11 protein-coding genes are annotated in these 14,540 nt (G+C 59.0%); 5 read left to right on the top strand and 6 right to left on the bottom strand.

What is annotated here, in order from left to right:
* Nucleotides 1-115: 115 nt before the first annotated feature.
* Complete coding sequence (gene mnmC / locus FHR87_RS12240; RefSeq protein WP_183167009.1) at nucleotides 116-2,104, bottom strand: bifunctional tRNA (5-methylaminomethyl-2-thiouridine)(34)-methyltransferase MnmC2/FAD-dependent 5-carboxymethylaminomethyl-2-thiouridine(34) oxidoreductase MnmC1; 1,989 nt, start codon at nucleotides 2,102-2,104, stop codon at nucleotides 116-118.
* Nucleotides 2,105-2,245: 141 nt separating this feature from the next.
* Here mnmC and pap point away from each other — a divergent pair, with 141 nt between their 5' ends.
* On the top strand, nucleotides 2,246-3,733 hold the full coding sequence (gene pap, locus FHR87_RS12235) for a polyphosphate:AMP phosphotransferase (RefSeq protein ID WP_183167008.1): 1,488 nt from the start codon (nucleotides 2,246-2,248) through the stop codon (nucleotides 3,731-3,733).
* A 54-nt stretch (nucleotides 3,734-3,787) separates the two neighbouring features.
* On the opposite strand, the gene FHR87_RS12230 is transcribed toward pap, so the two are convergent.
* Complete coding sequence (locus FHR87_RS12230; RefSeq protein WP_183167007.1) at nucleotides 3,788-5,182, bottom strand: class II fumarate hydratase; 1,395 nt, start codon at nucleotides 5,180-5,182, stop codon at nucleotides 3,788-3,790.
* Nucleotides 5,183-5,380: 198 nt separating this feature from the next.
* Here FHR87_RS12230 and FHR87_RS12225 point away from each other — a divergent pair, with 198 nt between their 5' ends.
* The 4 genes from FHR87_RS12225 (at nucleotide 5,381) to FHR87_RS12210 (ending at nucleotide 8,874) form a co-directional block, all read left to right on the top strand.
* A complete protein-coding gene (locus FHR87_RS12225) occupies nucleotides 5,381-5,878 on the top strand; it encodes a DUF2059 domain-containing protein (protein WP_183167006.1) in 498 nt (165 codons plus the stop codon).
* Nucleotides 5,879-5,909: 31 nt separating this feature from the next.
* Nucleotides 5,910-6,206, top strand: a complete 297-nt coding sequence (locus tag FHR87_RS12220) for a BolA family protein (RefSeq protein WP_183167005.1) — start codon at nucleotides 5,910-5,912, stop codon at nucleotides 6,204-6,206.
* Between the two features lie 264 nt (nucleotides 6,207-6,470).
* Complete coding sequence (locus FHR87_RS12215; RefSeq protein WP_183167004.1) at nucleotides 6,471-7,103, top strand: DsbA family protein; 633 nt, start codon at nucleotides 6,471-6,473, stop codon at nucleotides 7,101-7,103.
* A complete protein-coding gene (locus FHR87_RS12210) occupies nucleotides 7,096-8,874 on the top strand; it encodes an ABC transporter ATP-binding protein (protein ID WP_183167003.1) in 1,779 nt (592 codons plus the stop codon). The genes FHR87_RS12215 and FHR87_RS12210 overlap by 8 nt, the downstream gene beginning before the upstream one ends.
* A gap of 77 nt (nucleotides 8,875-8,951) precedes the next feature.
* Here the strand turns inward: FHR87_RS12210 and FHR87_RS12205 are convergent, their stop codons facing one another.
* The 4 genes from FHR87_RS12205 to ggpS all read right to left on the bottom strand — a co-directional run bounded on the left by FHR87_RS12205 (nucleotide 8,952) and on the right by ggpS (nucleotide 14,408).
* Nucleotides 8,952-10,199 (bottom strand): OprD family porin, encoded by a 1,248-nt coding sequence (locus FHR87_RS12205; RefSeq protein WP_183167002.1) that lies wholly within the window; start codon nucleotides 10,197-10,199, stop codon nucleotides 8,952-8,954.
* Nucleotides 10,200-10,385: 186 nt separating this feature from the next.
* Nucleotides 10,386-10,652: a DUF2790 domain-containing protein gene (locus tag FHR87_RS12200; RefSeq protein ID WP_183167001.1), complete on the bottom strand. Its 267-nt coding sequence runs from the start codon at nucleotides 10,650-10,652 to the stop codon at nucleotides 10,386-10,388.
* A 406-nt stretch (nucleotides 10,653-11,058) separates the two neighbouring features.
* Nucleotides 11,059-12,087 (bottom strand): metal-dependent hydrolase, encoded by a 1,029-nt coding sequence (locus FHR87_RS12195; RefSeq protein WP_183167000.1) that lies wholly within the window; start codon nucleotides 12,085-12,087, stop codon nucleotides 11,059-11,061.
* Nucleotides 12,088-12,146: 59 nt separating this feature from the next.
* Complete coding sequence (ggpS, locus tag FHR87_RS12190) at nucleotides 12,147-14,408, bottom strand: glucosylglycerol-phosphate synthase (RefSeq protein ID WP_183166999.1); 2,262 nt, start codon at nucleotides 14,406-14,408, stop codon at nucleotides 12,147-12,149.
* Nucleotides 14,409-14,540 lie beyond the last annotated feature (132 nt).

The following is a 14,540-nucleotide window of genomic DNA, read 5'->3' as shown; positions in this document are numbered from 1 at the left end:
AGCTTTTTCTGATCGGCGAAGCCGCGCGCAGTAAAAAAAGGCTGCTCATCTCGGGACCTGTCAGCCCATATTCCTTCGATTGCGTTACCGGATAAGGACAGTCTCCAGGTAATGGTCATGCATTCGCTGAAGATTGGCCCTGGCGGTCGTTACCGCGAATGATCCGGCGCAGCAGGAAACGATTTGGATGGCAGGCTTCGGCGACGCTGCGTGGCACGGGTAGCGGCTCGTTTTCCAGCCAGGCGGCCAGGAGTTCGCCAGCCAGCGGGGCGCTGATCAATCCGCGCGAGCCGTGGCCAGTGTTGACGTAGAGGCCGTCGAGCCAAGGGCAGGGGCTGTCCGGGCGCAGGCGGGCATCCTTGCGCAGCGGCGCATAAATCGTGGCAAAAGCTGCGGCGTCGGCCAGCGGGCCGACCAGCGGCAGGTAGTCGGGGCTGGTACAGCGGAAAGCGGCACGGCCGGCAAGTTCGTCCGGCTGCAATTGCCCGGCATCGAAACGTTGATAGAGATCGCTGGAAATCGCTGCCAGCATGTCCAGGTTGTCACCATGTTCGGTGGCGCTGGGCTCCAGGTTTTCAGCATGGAACGCAAAGCTGGCACCGAGCGTGTGTTCATCCCCGCGTGCGGGCGCGACGTAACCTTGCGCACAGACCACCGTGGCGAGTGTACGGCTCGTGGCCGTTGCCGGCAGACGGCTGATCTGACCACGGATGCGCTTCAACGGCAGCCAGGCGCTTTGTGCAAAAGTCAGCGTATCGCCGGCTCCAGCCAGCACCACGACCGGCGCTTCGGCCAGCAGGGTGCCACCGTTCAGGACCTGCCAGCCATCGGCGTTGCGCTGCAGTTCGAGCGCCTGGTGATGGCGCAACAGTTCTATCCCGGGCCGAGTGGCGAGCCAGCGGCACAGGGCCGGGGGATGCAGCCAGCCGGCTTCGGGAAAGAACAGACCGCCGGCGGGCAAGGCGATACCTGCCAAGTGCTCTGCCTGTTGCTGTTCAAGAACATGCAGCAGTGTCGGCGTGAAGGCCTTGGCCAGTTGCTGTTGGCGTTTGGCCTCCCTGGCATCGAAAGCCACTTGCAGCACACCGCAGGCTGACCAGTCCTGGCCTTCCGGCAAATGCCGCAACAGGCGTCGGGTATGTCCGAAGCCGCTCACCACCAATTGCGATAGAGCGGTGCCGTGCGCCGAGAGTTTGAGATAGAGCACGCCTTGCGGGTTGCCCGAGCCTTCCTGGGCCACTTCGCCATGCCGTTCCAGCAGGCGCACCTGCCAACCACGTGCGGCCAGGCTCGCCGCCGTGGCACAACCGGCCAGCCCGGCACCGATCACTACGGCTTCGCGCTTGCCGGGACGAAAGCCTGGGTGGGCATACCAAGGGCTGTCTGTGGTCGAGGGCTTGCCAATGAACTGGCCGCGCAGGATTTCCCGCTTGCGCCCATAGCCAGGCACACGTTGCATCTCGAACCCCGCATCGATCAAGCCGCGGCGGACGAAGCCGGCACTGGTGAAGGTGCCTAGCGTTGCCCCGGGAGCGGAGAGCCGGGCCACTTCACCGAATAACTCCGGCGTCCACATCTGAGGATTCTTCGCCGGGGCGAAACCGTCGAGGAACCAGGCGTCGATCCGCGCATCGAGCTGCGGCAGCAGTTCCAGTGCATCGCCCACCAGTAGGGTAAGCAGCACCCGGCCGTTGGCGAAAACCAGGCGCTGGAAACCCGGGTGGAGTGCCACGTACTGTTCCAGCAATTGCCCGGACCAGGGTGCCAGTTCCGGCCATAACGCCAGCGCACGGTGCAGATCGCCTGGTGCCAGTGGGTATTTTTCCACACTGACGAAATGCAACCGGGCAGTGTCGGGGGCGGTTTGCTCAAACAGTTGCCAGGCGCAGAAAAAATTCATTCCAGTGCCGAAACCGGTTTCGCCGATTGTCAGGCATTCGCCCGCTGCCAGGGCGGCAAAGCGCTTGCCCAGGTCGTTGCCGACCAGAAACACATGGCGGGTTTCGCCAAGGCCATCGTCACGCGAGAAATACACGTCGCCGAATTGCCGCGACAGCGGCTGGCCTTGGGCATCCCAGTCGAGTTGGGCATGAATATCGATCATCAGCGCCTCTCTTGGCAGGTGGTTGAAAAACTCCCTGCATTGCCAATACTGCGTTAAAAATGGGCCTGTTAGAGCCGGGCGGTATTGTAGCGATGGCAAAACGTGCGCACTTCTCGGAAATTCCCCCTGTAGGAGATATCGATGTTCGAATCCGCCGAGCTCGGCCAAACCATCGACAAGCAGACCTTTGAAGAACAGGTGCCAGCCCTGCGTGAAGCGCTGCTGCAGGCGCAGTACGAGCTGAAATCCCAGAGCCGCTTTCCGGTGCTGATTCTGATCAATGGCATAGAGGGCGCCGGTAAGGGTGAGACAGTCAAGCTGCTCAACGAATGGATGGACCCACGGATGATCGTCGTGCGCACCTTCGACTGGCCGAGCGACGAGGAGCTGGCACATCCTCCGGCCTGGCGTTACTGGCGGGAATTACCCCCCAAGGGGAAAATCGGCATCTTCTTCGGCAACTGGTACAGCCAGATGCTGCACCGTCGGGTGGATGGCCAGCTTGACGATACCGAGTTGGACCAGTCCATCGATTATGCCCTGGCCATGGAGCAGATGCTCTGCGACGAGGGTGGCCTGATTTTCAAGTTCTGGTTTCATCTCTCCAAGAAGCGGATGAAGGCACGGCTCAAGGAATTGAAGAACGATCCGCTGCACAGTTGGAAAATCAGCCCGCTCGACTGGCAGCAATCGAAAACCTACGACCGCTTCGTGCGTTATGGTGAACGGGTCGTGCAGCGTTCCAGCCGCAATTTCTCGCCCTGGTATGTCATCGAAGGTTCCGATCATCGTTATCGCAGCCTGACCGTGGGACGCATATTGCTCGATGGCCTGCAGGCGGCGCTGAAGGTCAATACCCGACGCCTGCTGCAGCCGCATGCCGCGCCGCTGGTAGACACCTCGAATAATTGCAAGCTGCTGGAGAGTCTGGATCTGAGCCAGGCCATCGATAAGAAAGCCTATGTGGAGCAGTTGACGGCCGAACAGGCGCGCTTATCGATGTTATTGCGGCACAAGCATATGCGTAAGCACGCCCTGGTCGCGGCGTTCGAAGGCAACGACGCCGCCGGCAAGGGCAGTACCATCCGCCGTGTGGCGGCCGCTCTCGATCCGCGCCAGTATCGGATCGTGCCGATCGGTGTGCCGACCGACGAGGAGCTTGCGCAGCCTTATCTCTGGCGCTTTTGGCGTCATGTTCCGGCGCTCGGTCGTTTTACCATCTTCGACCGTTCCTGGTACGGGCGGGTACTGGTGGAACGCGTCGAAGGCTTCGCCGAGCCTGCCGACTGGTTGCGTGCCTATGCGGAAATCAATGATTTCGAGGAGACCCTCACGCGTTCCGGCATCGTGTTGGTGAAGTTCTGGCTGGCCATCGACAAGCAGACCCAGTACGAGCGCTTCAAGGCGCGCGAAAATACGCCATTCAAGCGCTTCAAGATCACCGAGGACGACTGGCGTAATCGCGAGAAGTGGGATCAGTACGTGGATGCAGTAGGGGATATGGTCGACCGTACCAGCACCAGCTTCGCGCCCTGGACGCTGGTCGAGGCGAACGACAAGCACTTTGCCCGGGTGAAGGTGCTGCGCACCATCAACGATGCGCTGGAAAAGGCCTTCGAGAAGGATTGACGCCGCTGGGGACTGGACGACAAGTCGGTTCTCGTCGTCCAGCCTGCAACGTTTTTATCCGGCCTTGCCGGCTTCCAGCATGTCTTCCGGGCGCACCCACTGGTTGAACTGATCGTCGGTCAGGTACTTCAGCTCCAGGGCCGCTTCGCGCAGGGTCTTGTTTTCCTTGTAGGCTTTCTTGGCGATTTCTGCTGCCTTGTCGTAGCCGATATGCGGGTTTAGTGCGGTAACCAGCATCAGGCCACGCTCCAGGTGCTCGGCCATACGATCGGCATCCGGCTCGAGCCCGGCCACGCAGTGGGTGTTGAAGTTGCTGCAACCATCGGCCAGCAGGCGGATGCTTTGCAGCAGGTTGTGGATGATTACCGGTTTGTAGACGTTCAACTGCAATTGACCCTGACTGGCGGCGAAGGTCAGGGCCACATCGTTGCCGAATACCTGGCAGGCCAGCATGGACAGCGCTTCACACTGGGTCGGATTGACCTTGCCCGGCATGATCGAGCTACCCGGCTCGTTGGCTGGCAGGCGCACTTCGGCAAAACCCGCACGCGGGCCGGAGCCGAGCAGGCGCAGGTCGTTGGCCAGTTTCATCAACGTGGTGGCCAGGGTTTTCAGCGCGCCGGAAAGGTTGGCCAGCGGCTCGTGGCCGGTCAGCGCGGCGAACTTGTTCGGCGCCGAAACAAAAGGTAGGCCGGTCAGCGTGGCGATTTCCGCCGCGATCGCTTCGGCGAAGCCCTGTGGGGCGTTGAGCCCGGTGCCGACGGCCGTGCCACCCTGGGCCAGTTCATAAACGAAGGGCAGGGCCTGGCGAATGGCGCGCTCGGCGTAATCGAGTTGGGCAACGAAGGCGGAAAGCTCCTGGCCGAAGGTGATGGGCGTGGCATCCATCATGTGCGTGCGGCCGGTTTTCACCAGGCTGCCGTAACGCGCGGCCTTTTCCGCCAGACCACCGGACAGCTCGGCGATGGCCGGCAGCAGTTTCTCGGTCACTGCACGTGCGGCGGCGATATGCATGGCGGTAGGAAAACAATCGTTGGAGCTTTGCGAGCGGTTGACATGGTCGTTGGGGTGTACCGGGGTCTTGCCGCCGCGCTGGCCGCCGGACAGTTCATTGGCCCGGCCGGCGATCACTTCGTTGGCGTTCATGTTGCTCTGGGTGCCGCTGCCGGTCTGCCAGACCACCAGCGGGAACTGGTCGTCGTGCTTGCCGGCGAGGATCTCGTCAGCCGATTGCTCGATCAGATTGGTGATGTCGGGCGGCAATGCGCCGATGCGGTTGTTGACCCGGGCGGCGGCCTTCTTGATCAGGACCAGTGCGTGGACGACTTCGAGCGGCATGTGCTGGTCGCCGATGACGAAGTTGAGCAGCGAACGTTGCGTCTGGGCTCCCCAGTAGGCTTGCTCGGGGACTTCGATCGGACCAATGCTATCGGTTTCGGTACGTGTCATTGCGGGTTACCTCTCCATGCTGGTTCAGCGTGAGTGGGATGATGGGGTGAGAATGATTGTTATTTGTTTTTTAGTCCAGTCTGAAATGGTGGTGGCCGGGAAAAGGAAATGCCGACGATGTGCTGTATCGTCGTGCTTTCCTTGAGCCATGGGAGTTGCATGGGCAAAATGGCCGGACCTTAAGTGCAGGATCCAATAATGTCTTTCATCCAGAAATTTTCGAGCGTCATGCTGCTGGCTTTGTTCACTTTGCAGGCCGGTGCTGCGGCCCGGGCGGACAACGCGGAGCGGTTGCTCGAACTGACCCATGCCGACCGCCTGGCCGTACCGGTCTATGCTCAGGTCCAGCAGATGTTTGCCCAGCGTTTCGCCGACGCCAAGGCGCCGCAGAGCCGCAAGGCCGTACTGGAGCGTTACCAGGCCAAGGCCAATACTGTCCTGGATCGGGCCATCGGCTGGAACGAGCTCAAGCCGGAGCTGGTGGCGCTCTATAAGAAGGAGTTCACCGAGCAGGAGCTCAAGGGCATGGTCGAATTCTACGAGTCTGCGCTGGGCAGCAAGATGCTGGCGAAACTGCCGGAGCTGAATCGCCGCTCTGCCCAGATGGCGCAGGCCAGCCTGGAGGCTGCGGTTCCCGAGGTAAACAAGCTCCTGGCCGAAATGACCAACGAGCTCGGCAATACCCCGAAAAAATAATCGCTTGATTGGCTTGTAGCCGGAGGCATGTATGTCCAGACAGGAGCAGATCGTTTCGGCGTTGCAGAACCTGCAACCGCTGCATCTCGACGTGTTGAACGAAAGCCACATGCACAAGCATGGTAACGAATCGCACTACAAGGCCATTGTGGTCAGTGAGGAGTTCGCCGGGCTGAGTGCAGTCAAGCGTCACCAAAAGGTGTACGCCGTGCTGGGCGACATGATGGGGCAGTTGCGCGCCCTGGCGTTGCATACTTATACGCCCGGTGAGTGGACCGAGAAGCAAGGGGTGCCAGCTTCTCCCAATTGCGCAGGTGTCGGCCACTGAGGTCGGCTGTCCGGCATCTGGCTTGGCGTCGGAATTGTTCTTCCTGGTATGGCTGGCCGGTACACCACCGGTTGGTGCCTGCCTGTTTATTTATATTGCTGTTTTCTGTCGAATCGCTTGCATGAGGCTTCGCTTTTCCGGCGCGTCTTGCGTTATCACGTGCCCGGACGAAGCAGCCATTGCCGATTGGTTCGTCGTTCCTGGAGTTCCGGTAACGGCAAGGTATCCCGACGCCAAGGCGTCTCAATTTTCGGGAGAATACCCATGGCATCCCGCCTGGTTTATGTAATGGACCCCATGTGTTCCTGGTGCTGGGGGTTCACGCCGGTTCTGCGCGCTCTGTTGGAGCAGACGGAGTCGGCGGGAGTTGATCTGCATCTGGTGGTGGGCGGGCTGCGCAGCGAACGGGACATTCTGGATGCGACCGGGCGCGAGCGGATCTTCGGTTACTGGCAGGCCGTACAGGCCGCCACTGGCCAGGAATTCGATTTCCAGAACGGCTTGCCGGCCGGGTTTGCCTATGATACCGAGCCGGCCTGTCGGGCCCTGGTGGTGGCGCGCGAGACCGATACCGAATCCGCCTGGCCGCTGGCGCAGCTGATCCAGCGCGCCTTTTACTGCGAAGGCCGCGATGTGACGCGTCCGGCGGTACTGGTGGAGCTGGCCGCGCGAGTGGGGCTCGATCCGAAGATCTTTGCCAGGCGCTTCGATGGTAGGCTGATGCGCGAGGCAACCATGGCCGAAATCTCCTGGGCGCAGAACCTGGGTGTAACCGGCTTTCCTACACTGCTGGCTGAACGCAACGGCTTGCTGTCCCTGTTGACCAACGGCTATCAGCCGCTGGAGAAGCTGGCGCCCTTGCTTGGCCGCTGGCTGGAGAACCTGGCTCATGACTGACCAGCTTGGCTGGGCGGAAATCCGGCGACTGGCGCTGCGTCATCGCAAGGCACTGATCTTTGCCAATCTCGTCGCGGTACTGGCCACCCTGTGCAGTGTGCCGATCCCGTTGCTGCTGCCTTTGCTGGTGGACGAGGTATTGCTGCAAAAAAGTGATACTGCGCTACGGGTCATGGATCGGTTTTTGCCACTGACCTGGCAGAGCGCCATCGGCTATATCGGGCTGATGCTGGTGCTTACCCTGCTGCTGCGCTGCGCGGCGCTCTGGTTCAATGTATTGCAGGCGCGCTTGTTTGCGCGCTTGTCCAAGGATGTGGTCTATCGCATTCGCATACGTTTGATCGAGCGACTCAAGCGTATTGCTATCAGCGAGTACGAGAGCCTGGGCAGTGGTACGGTGGCCGCGCATCTGGTCACCGATCTGGATACGCTGGACAAGTTCATCGGCGATACCCTGAGTCGTTTTCTGGTCGCGCTGCTGTCACTACTCGGCACCTCGGCGATCCTGATTTGGATGCACTGGCAACTCGCGCTGTTGATCCTCTTGTTCAATCCGTTGGTGATTTATTCCACGGTGCAACTGGGCAAGCGCGTCAAGCATCTGAAGAGACTGGAAAACGACAGTACCGCGCACTTTACCCAGGCCCTCACCGAAACCCTCGATGCCATCCAGGAAGTTCGTGCCGGTAATCGCCAGGGCTTCTTTCTCGGCCAGCTTGGTCTGCGCGCCCGGGAGGTACGTGATCGCGCGGTGGCTTCCGAGTGGCGTACCGATGCGGCCAGCCGGGCCAGCGGCATGCTGTTCCAGCTCGGTATCGATTTCTTCCGGGCCGCCGCAATGCTCACGGTGTTGTTTTCCGATCTCTCCATCGGCCAGATGCTGGCGGTGTTCAGCTATCTCTGGTTCATGATTAGCCCGGTGGAGCAATTGCTTAACCTGCAATACGCCTTCTACGCAGCCGGTGGGGCGCTGGGGCGGATCAACCAGCTCCTGTCACGCCGCGACGAACCGCAATATGCGGGCACGCAAGATCCGTTCGAGGGCCAACGGACGGTGGGTATCGAAGTTCGCGACCTGTATTTTTCCTACCATGACGAGCCCGTGCTGGAAGGGCTGGATCTGACCATTGCACCGGGAGAAAAGGTTGCCATCGTTGGTACCAGCGGTGGTGGCAAGAGTACGCTGATCCAGCTATTGCTCGGCCTGTACCAGGCCAGTGCGGGGGAAATCCGTTTCGGCGGTGTGCCCTTGCAGGATATCGGCCTGGAAACCCTGCGCGATCATGTGGCCGTGGTGTTGCAGCATCCGGCATTGTTCAACAATACGGTTCGCGCCAACCTTACCCTGGGCCGCGAGCGTAGCGACGACGAGTGCTGGCGAGCGTTGGAAACCGCTCAGTTGGCGGAGACCATTCGCCAGTTGCCGAACGGGCTGGACAGCGTGGTTGGGCGCTCCGGCGTGCGCCTTTCCGGTGGCCAGCGGCAACGCCTGGCGGTGGCCCGGATGGTCTTGGCTGAACCCAAGGTGGTTATCCTCGATGAGGCGACCTCGGCCCTCGACGCGGCTACCGAGCATAGCCTGCACCGGGCGCTCGACCGTTTTCTCGAAGGTCGTACAACCCTGATCATCGCCCACCGCCTGTCCGCCGTGAAACAGGCCGACCGCGTACTGGTATTCGATGGCGGTTGCATCGTCGAGCAAGGCGAGCATCGGCAGCTGATCGCCGGTGGCGGGGTATATGCCAGCCTCTACGGCCATTTGCAGCATTGATTGGTGAAGAAGCAGAAACTCGAGGGAACCCTGCGAAAACCGAGATTTTCGCAGGGTAAATGAAAAGCCGGTGGGTTTTACAATAGAGGGATGGTGTAACTGATGATCAAACGGTCTTCGTTTATATCAACGCCATTGCCATTGTTTCGCAGGATTCCGTTACGCCATAGCAGGCCGAGATTTTTGAGCGGGCCTGTTTGAATGACGTAGCCAAGGTCCATGTCGCGTGCCCATTCCCGGCCGTTGGAGCCATCGGCCCGTCTAAAGTTGTCCCCTCTGGCGTAGCGGGTCATGAAGGTCAGACCGGGAATACCGACGGCGGCGAAGTTGTAGTCATAACGAAGTTGCCATGATCTTTCATTCGGGCTGGTGAAGTCGGTGGTCAGGAAATAGTTGGGCACATAGGGGTCGCTACCGGCGATAAAGGGGAATCCGGTAGCGCCGGTCAGCTTCTGATAAGCCAGGCCGAAAGCATGTCCTTGGAGGCGATAGGTGAACATGGCGCTCATGGTCCGGTTATCCACGTTGCTGTCACCATCGTCGCTGGAGCGAGAGAAGCGCAGGTCTGTCTTGACGGACTGGCCTTCGGTGATCGGCAATGTATGCGTCAAGGTAAAGAAATGCTGGTGGTAATTGTCATCCAGATTGGCGTAGTTGTAGCCGGTGGTCAGGTTCTTGGTCCATTGATAGGTCATACCGGCAAAATCGAACTTGTCGGTTTCCTTCAGTCCAGTCATGCCCCGGTTGGTTGACGTTATCTTTTCACTGGCGCTCCAGTTCCGTTGGCTGTTACGCGTCAGGCGCCCGATGTTCAGGGTCAGACCCTCTATTTCCTCTGAGGTCAGCTGGGTGCCGCGGAAGATCTGGGTCAGCAGTCGCAGGTCGTGGGTCATGACGGTCGGTATTCGGGGAGTCAAAGTGCCATAGCGCAGGACTGAGTTGGAGAAGCGCATCTTGAAGGTCGGGCCGATCTTGCCGTAGTCGCTGGGAACATCGCCATCATTGTGCACATTGAGCAGGCCAACGCCGGCCCGGCCCCGACCGGTATCGAGCTTGACGCCCAGCAGGCCGATGACATCCAACCCGAATCCTACTGTGCCTTCGGTAAAGCCGGACTCGTAGCGCAGCTTGAAACCTTGGGCCCACTCTTCCGTATAGGACTGAGCTGCAGTGTCTTGACGAAAGTCGCGATTGAAGTAGAAGTTTCGAAGCTCAAGGGTTGCCTTGCTGTCTTCGAAGAAGTCGGCGAAAGAAGGGGTGGGAACGAAAAAAGGTGTACTCAGGCCTGCTAGAAGCAAGCCTCGAGTAATAGAAATTTCGAGCATTTTATACTCCTTATTATTAGATAAATGCTCTGCTGCGAGTTATTACGTCTCGCTGGCTGCAATAAAATTGCAGGTAATTTAAAGATCTAGATTAATATTGAAAATTCCCAGCATGGTCTGAGTTGAACTTGCCTTTATACTGGTTCTATAATGGCTAATATCCAGTACATTGTAATAAGATGTTAATTAACCGTTGCAGCCATCTCCCATGACCATGTATTCCAGAGTATGCCGCTCGCCTGTCGAGTCCTCGTATACCATCCATTTGGGGCCAGGATGACAGGCACTGGGGGTCTCGGAAACGGAAATGACACGTTTGATGTCCAGTTTCATGCCGTATTTGTAGCGCTTGAGGTTTACATGCTCTTCGAATTCATCTTCCGCTATTGGTGTAGATGCAAATACAAAAGCAGGGAGACAGGTGAATATAGCTATAAATATTGCTTTCCTCATGAATACCTCCAAAAGTAAAAACCTTAGATATATTGTGATTGTTCTGGCATTCCCAGGATGAATGGTTGTTGTCTTTTAATGGCGGGATTGATTCTAAGGTAATGTGGTTTTGTTTTTAATGGTTCGGTGGCGATCAATATGTAACATTTGTTTCTTTTGATTGTTGTAAGTAAGTTAAAGAAACAATTTATTGGTTGTCACGATAGTGTTTATAAGTTTTTCGGTAATTTATTTGTATGTGAATGTTTATATGTAGTGCAGCTCGATAAGGTGAACTACGAATGATCCCTGTCCTATCTTATATGAAGTAGCATTATGTAATGGTCTACTGAAAACCTGCCAACGCCGCGCGGGGAGAAATCGGTGAACCGGCAAGTATCTTTATTCGATCACAATGTTTCTGCCTTCAATGATGCAGGTCGGCTGCCCATTCGGTCAGTGGCAATGATTGGTCCTGATTCCAGATTCGTGTCCAGAGCAGCTTCAATCGGAGTGGATCGACGTGTCCAAAGGGCAGGCGTTCGGAGTGTGGGATGAGCTGCCAGTATTCATTGTGGCGATCTGCCAGAGGAAACCGGAAGGGATGGAAGCCGGTCATGCCCAGGCGCAGGTCGGTGACCACCAGTTGGCCCTTGATCTCGTCGTAGCGCAGCAGATCACTGGTGAACCAGCGCAGCTGCGCATGTTGCGGCGAGTCTGCCAGCGCAGCGGCCAGTTGGGTACCTCGGGGAAGGCGCACTGATTGTGGCGGACTGTTGTCGAACCAGCCGATCAGGGCTTCGTGATAATCGTCGCCATCCACCAATACCACGCGCCACAGCAGGCTGTTGAAGGGCGTGGGCGTACTGAAGACCGCCTGGGGGTGGAGGTCGTGGCTGGCCAGCATCTGTTCGACCCGTTGTTCGACCATGAACTTGCCGACGACGGTAAAGGCTAGATACAGGCTGGAGAGCATCAGCGCTACGCTATATAGATGCTGGCGCTGACCCTTGATCAGCCCGATGACCAGCACCGCCAGCAGGGGCAGAGTATAGAGCGGGTCGACGATGAAGAGGGTAGACCAGGCCACTGGCGTCCTGTGCAGTGGCCACAGTAGCTGGGTGCCATAGCCGGTGAAGGCATCCAGCAGGATGTGGGTGACCAGTACCAGCCACAGAGTGGCGAACAGGCGCCAGGCCGAGTAGTCGGGGTGGGGGCGGAAGCGGCGGACCAACCAGGCCAGTACGGCGGCCGCGCCGCTGGTGACCAGCAGTGAGTGACTGAAGCTGCGGTGCAGGGTCATGTTCGCCACCGCGTCGCCGTAATCGATCAATACATCCAGGTCCGGCAGGGTGCCGAGCAGGGCGCCGTAGAGCAGAGCCTTGCGCCCTTGCCAGCGACCGAGCAGTGCACCTTGCACGCAGGCGCCCAGTGCCGCCTGGGTAATCGAATCCATGCTTTGCCTCGCAGAGCCGGCTGTTTGCAGCAGGATGCTGCAAAAACAGCCAGAGAGGCTCAGGCCACCGCTTGCCCAGACAGGCGGCTCTCGGGTTGGGGGCTTTCCAGGGCTGCGAGGAATTCATCGCCCCAACGCCGGATGTCGTTGTAGCTGACAATATCGAAGAGCTCGCGCAGTCGCGTCCGCGCTTCCTGCTTGTGCATGTTCAGCGCCAGGTAGCAGGTTTGGGCGAGGTCGGCCGTGTCGTGCGGATTGGTCAGTAGTGCGCCTTTCAATTCGGCGGCTGCACCGGCGAATTCGGAAAGCACCAGCACACCGCTGCCATCGATCAGGCCCTGGGTCGCCACGAATTCCTTGGCCACCAGGTTCAGTCCGTCGCGCAGCGGCGTGATCCACATGACATCGGCCATGGCATACCAGCCGACCACTTCCTCGAACGGCAGGCTACGGAAGAAGAACTGCACCGGTGTCCAGCCGATCTTGGCAAAGCGTCCGTTGATGCGGCCGACCGCTTGTTCGATCTGCGCCTGCAGTTCGTCATAGATGGTCATCTCCTTGGCGGCCGGCACGCAGATGGTGGCCAGGGTAACCTTGCCGAGCAGATCGGGATTGGTTTCCAGTAGTTTTTCGTAGGCCACCAGCTTTTCCAGCACGCCTTTGGTGTAATCCAGCCGTTCGACCGCAAGGATCAAGCGTACGGAGCCCAGTTCTTTGCGCAGGCGCTGCATCTGTTCCTGAACCTCGTTTTTGGCCAGGGAGGTGCGTACCCGATCGATATCGAGCCCGACCGGATGGGCACCAAGCCGGACCGTACGCATGCCGGTATCCAGGGCAGTGGTCATGGTTTCCAGGCCGACCGCACAGGCATAGGTGACGAAACGGGGCGCGCAATTCTGTCGTTCCAGGGTTTGCAGCGGGAAAACGCCACGCGCGACATCAACGAAATTCTCGACCTGGCGAGGAATATGGAAACCGATGTAGTCGCACTGCAACAGGCTGCCGACGATCTGGCGGCGCCAGGGCACTACGTTGAACACATCCGCCGACGGGAAGTAGGTGTGATGGAAAAAGGCGATCTTCAGGTCAGGGCGCAGCTCGCGCAGATAGGCCGGGACCATCCACAGGTTGTAATCGTGCAGCCAGACGGTGGCGCCTTCGGCTGCTTCCTGGGCGGTACGCAGGGCGAAGTCGCGGTTCACTTTCAGGTACACCTGCCAGTCGTCTTCGTTGAAGATGGCGCGTTCCCAGAATGTATGCAGGGTTGGCCAGAAGGCTTCCTTGGAAAAGCGCTTGTAGAAGATATCGACTTCTTCTTTGGTCAACGGTATGCGGGCGGCAGTCAAGCGCTTGTAGTGTTCGGGATCGACCGCTGTGTGCGTGTCGAACTTCTCGCCTTCCTCGTGCTCGGCCCAGGCGACCCAGGAGCCTTTGCGGCCATCGGCGAAGAAGCTCAGCAGAGTCGGAATGATACCGTTGGGCGAGCGAGGGCGGCGGCGCTGCAACTGGCCGTTCACCCGATGTTCCTCATAGGGTAGGCGATGGTAGACGATGACCAGCTCGGCTTGTCCCGGCTCGGTGGCTTTGCGTGTCTCCGCAGCGAAGCCCTGGCCACCCAGGAAGCCGAAATGCGAGAAGGCCTGGATGATGCCGCCACAACCGGGGCTGTCGGAGTGGAGCACGCGGGCATGCCCACGGGTCTCGTCCAGCAATGCCGGCTCGGACTGGCCGACGCAGACAGCTTTGAATCCGCTGGTCAGCATGCTCAGGTCATTCAGGGTGTCGCCGGCAACCAGTACCTGCTCGGGATCGATACCGAGGGTTTCCACCAGGCGCAGCAGGCTGGAACCTTTGTTCACGCTGCGTGGCAGAAAGTCCAGATAAAGATCGGCGGAATATAGCAAGTCGCAATTCAGCGACTCGGCGATTTTTTTCAGTTCGGGATCGGCAGCACGTTCCGGCGAGCAGAAGTACGAGCAGCGGCGCGCCTGTGGTACATCCTGGCGCTCTATGTCGGGAAAGTCGACCAGGGCGCTGGCAACCTGGGTTTCGCCTGGCCAGAGCATGTCGATTTCATGCTGGATCGACTGGATCGGCTGCAGCGTTTCGCCGTGGTACAGGCTGGCGCCGACATCCGCAATGATGTAGTCCGGCTGCGGCAGCGTCGGATCTGCCAAGAGCGGCATGACGGCTTCCAAGCTACGACCGGTGACATAGGCGAGCTGGATGTCCGGGTGAGCGGTAATAGCTTGATAGAGGCTCAGGCGATCCTGGGGATCGCCGCCAAGAAAGGTTCCATCGAGATCGGTAGCAAGTAGCATGCGCTGTCTTCCTTTTTCTATATGGTTGACGCGCCGACCTGGGCCGACGAGTAAGTTTATTGCCGAACGGGCAAGGGTCCGGTGAATGCAGGCGAACCATGGGCTATAGCTGCGCTTTGGCACAGTCGCCCA

Source organism: Azomonas macrocytogenes (genome assembly GCF_014191985.1).
Lineage (GTDB): Bacteria > Pseudomonadota > Gammaproteobacteria > Pseudomonadales > Pseudomonadaceae > Azomonas > Azomonas macrocytogenes.
The sequence above is the reverse complement of the archived record's forward strand: the minus strand, read 5'-3'. Positions and strand labels throughout refer to the sequence as shown.

What these genes read in the sequence shown, in the direction of transcription:
- mnmC (WP_183167009.1), bottom strand. Translation starts at nt 2,104, where the DNA reads ATGATCGATATTCATGCCCAACTCGACTGGGATGCCCAAGGCCAGCCG.
- pap (WP_183167008.1), top strand. Translation starts at nt 2,246, where the DNA reads ATGTTCGAATCCGCCGAGCTCGGCCAAACCATCGACAAGCAGACCTTT.
- FHR87_RS12230 (WP_183167007.1), bottom strand. Translation starts at nt 5,182, where the DNA reads ATGACACGTACCGAAACCGATAGCATTGGTCCGATCGAAGTCCCCGAG.
- FHR87_RS12225 (WP_183167006.1), top strand. Translation starts at nt 5,381, where the DNA reads ATGTCTTTCATCCAGAAATTTTCGAGCGTCATGCTGCTGGCTTTGTTC.
- FHR87_RS12220 (WP_183167005.1), top strand. Translation starts at nt 5,910, where the DNA reads ATGTCCAGACAGGAGCAGATCGTTTCGGCGTTGCAGAACCTGCAACCG.
- FHR87_RS12215 (WP_183167004.1), top strand. Translation starts at nt 6,471, where the DNA reads ATGGCATCCCGCCTGGTTTATGTAATGGACCCCATGTGTTCCTGGTGC.
- FHR87_RS12210 (WP_183167003.1), top strand. Translation starts at nt 7,096, where the DNA reads ATGACTGACCAGCTTGGCTGGGCGGAAATCCGGCGACTGGCGCTGCGT.
- FHR87_RS12205 (WP_183167002.1), bottom strand. Translation starts at nt 10,199, where the DNA reads ATGCTCGAAATTTCTATTACTCGAGGCTTGCTTCTAGCAGGCCTGAGT.
- FHR87_RS12200 (WP_183167001.1), bottom strand. Translation starts at nt 10,652, where the DNA reads ATGAGGAAAGCAATATTTATAGCTATATTCACCTGTCTCCCTGCTTTT.
- FHR87_RS12195 (WP_183167000.1), bottom strand. Translation starts at nt 12,087, where the DNA reads ATGGATTCGATTACCCAGGCGGCACTGGGCGCCTGCGTGCAAGGTGCA.
- ggpS (WP_183166999.1), bottom strand. Translation starts at nt 14,408, where the DNA reads ATGCTACTTGCTACCGATCTCGATGGAACCTTTCTTGGCGGCGATCCC.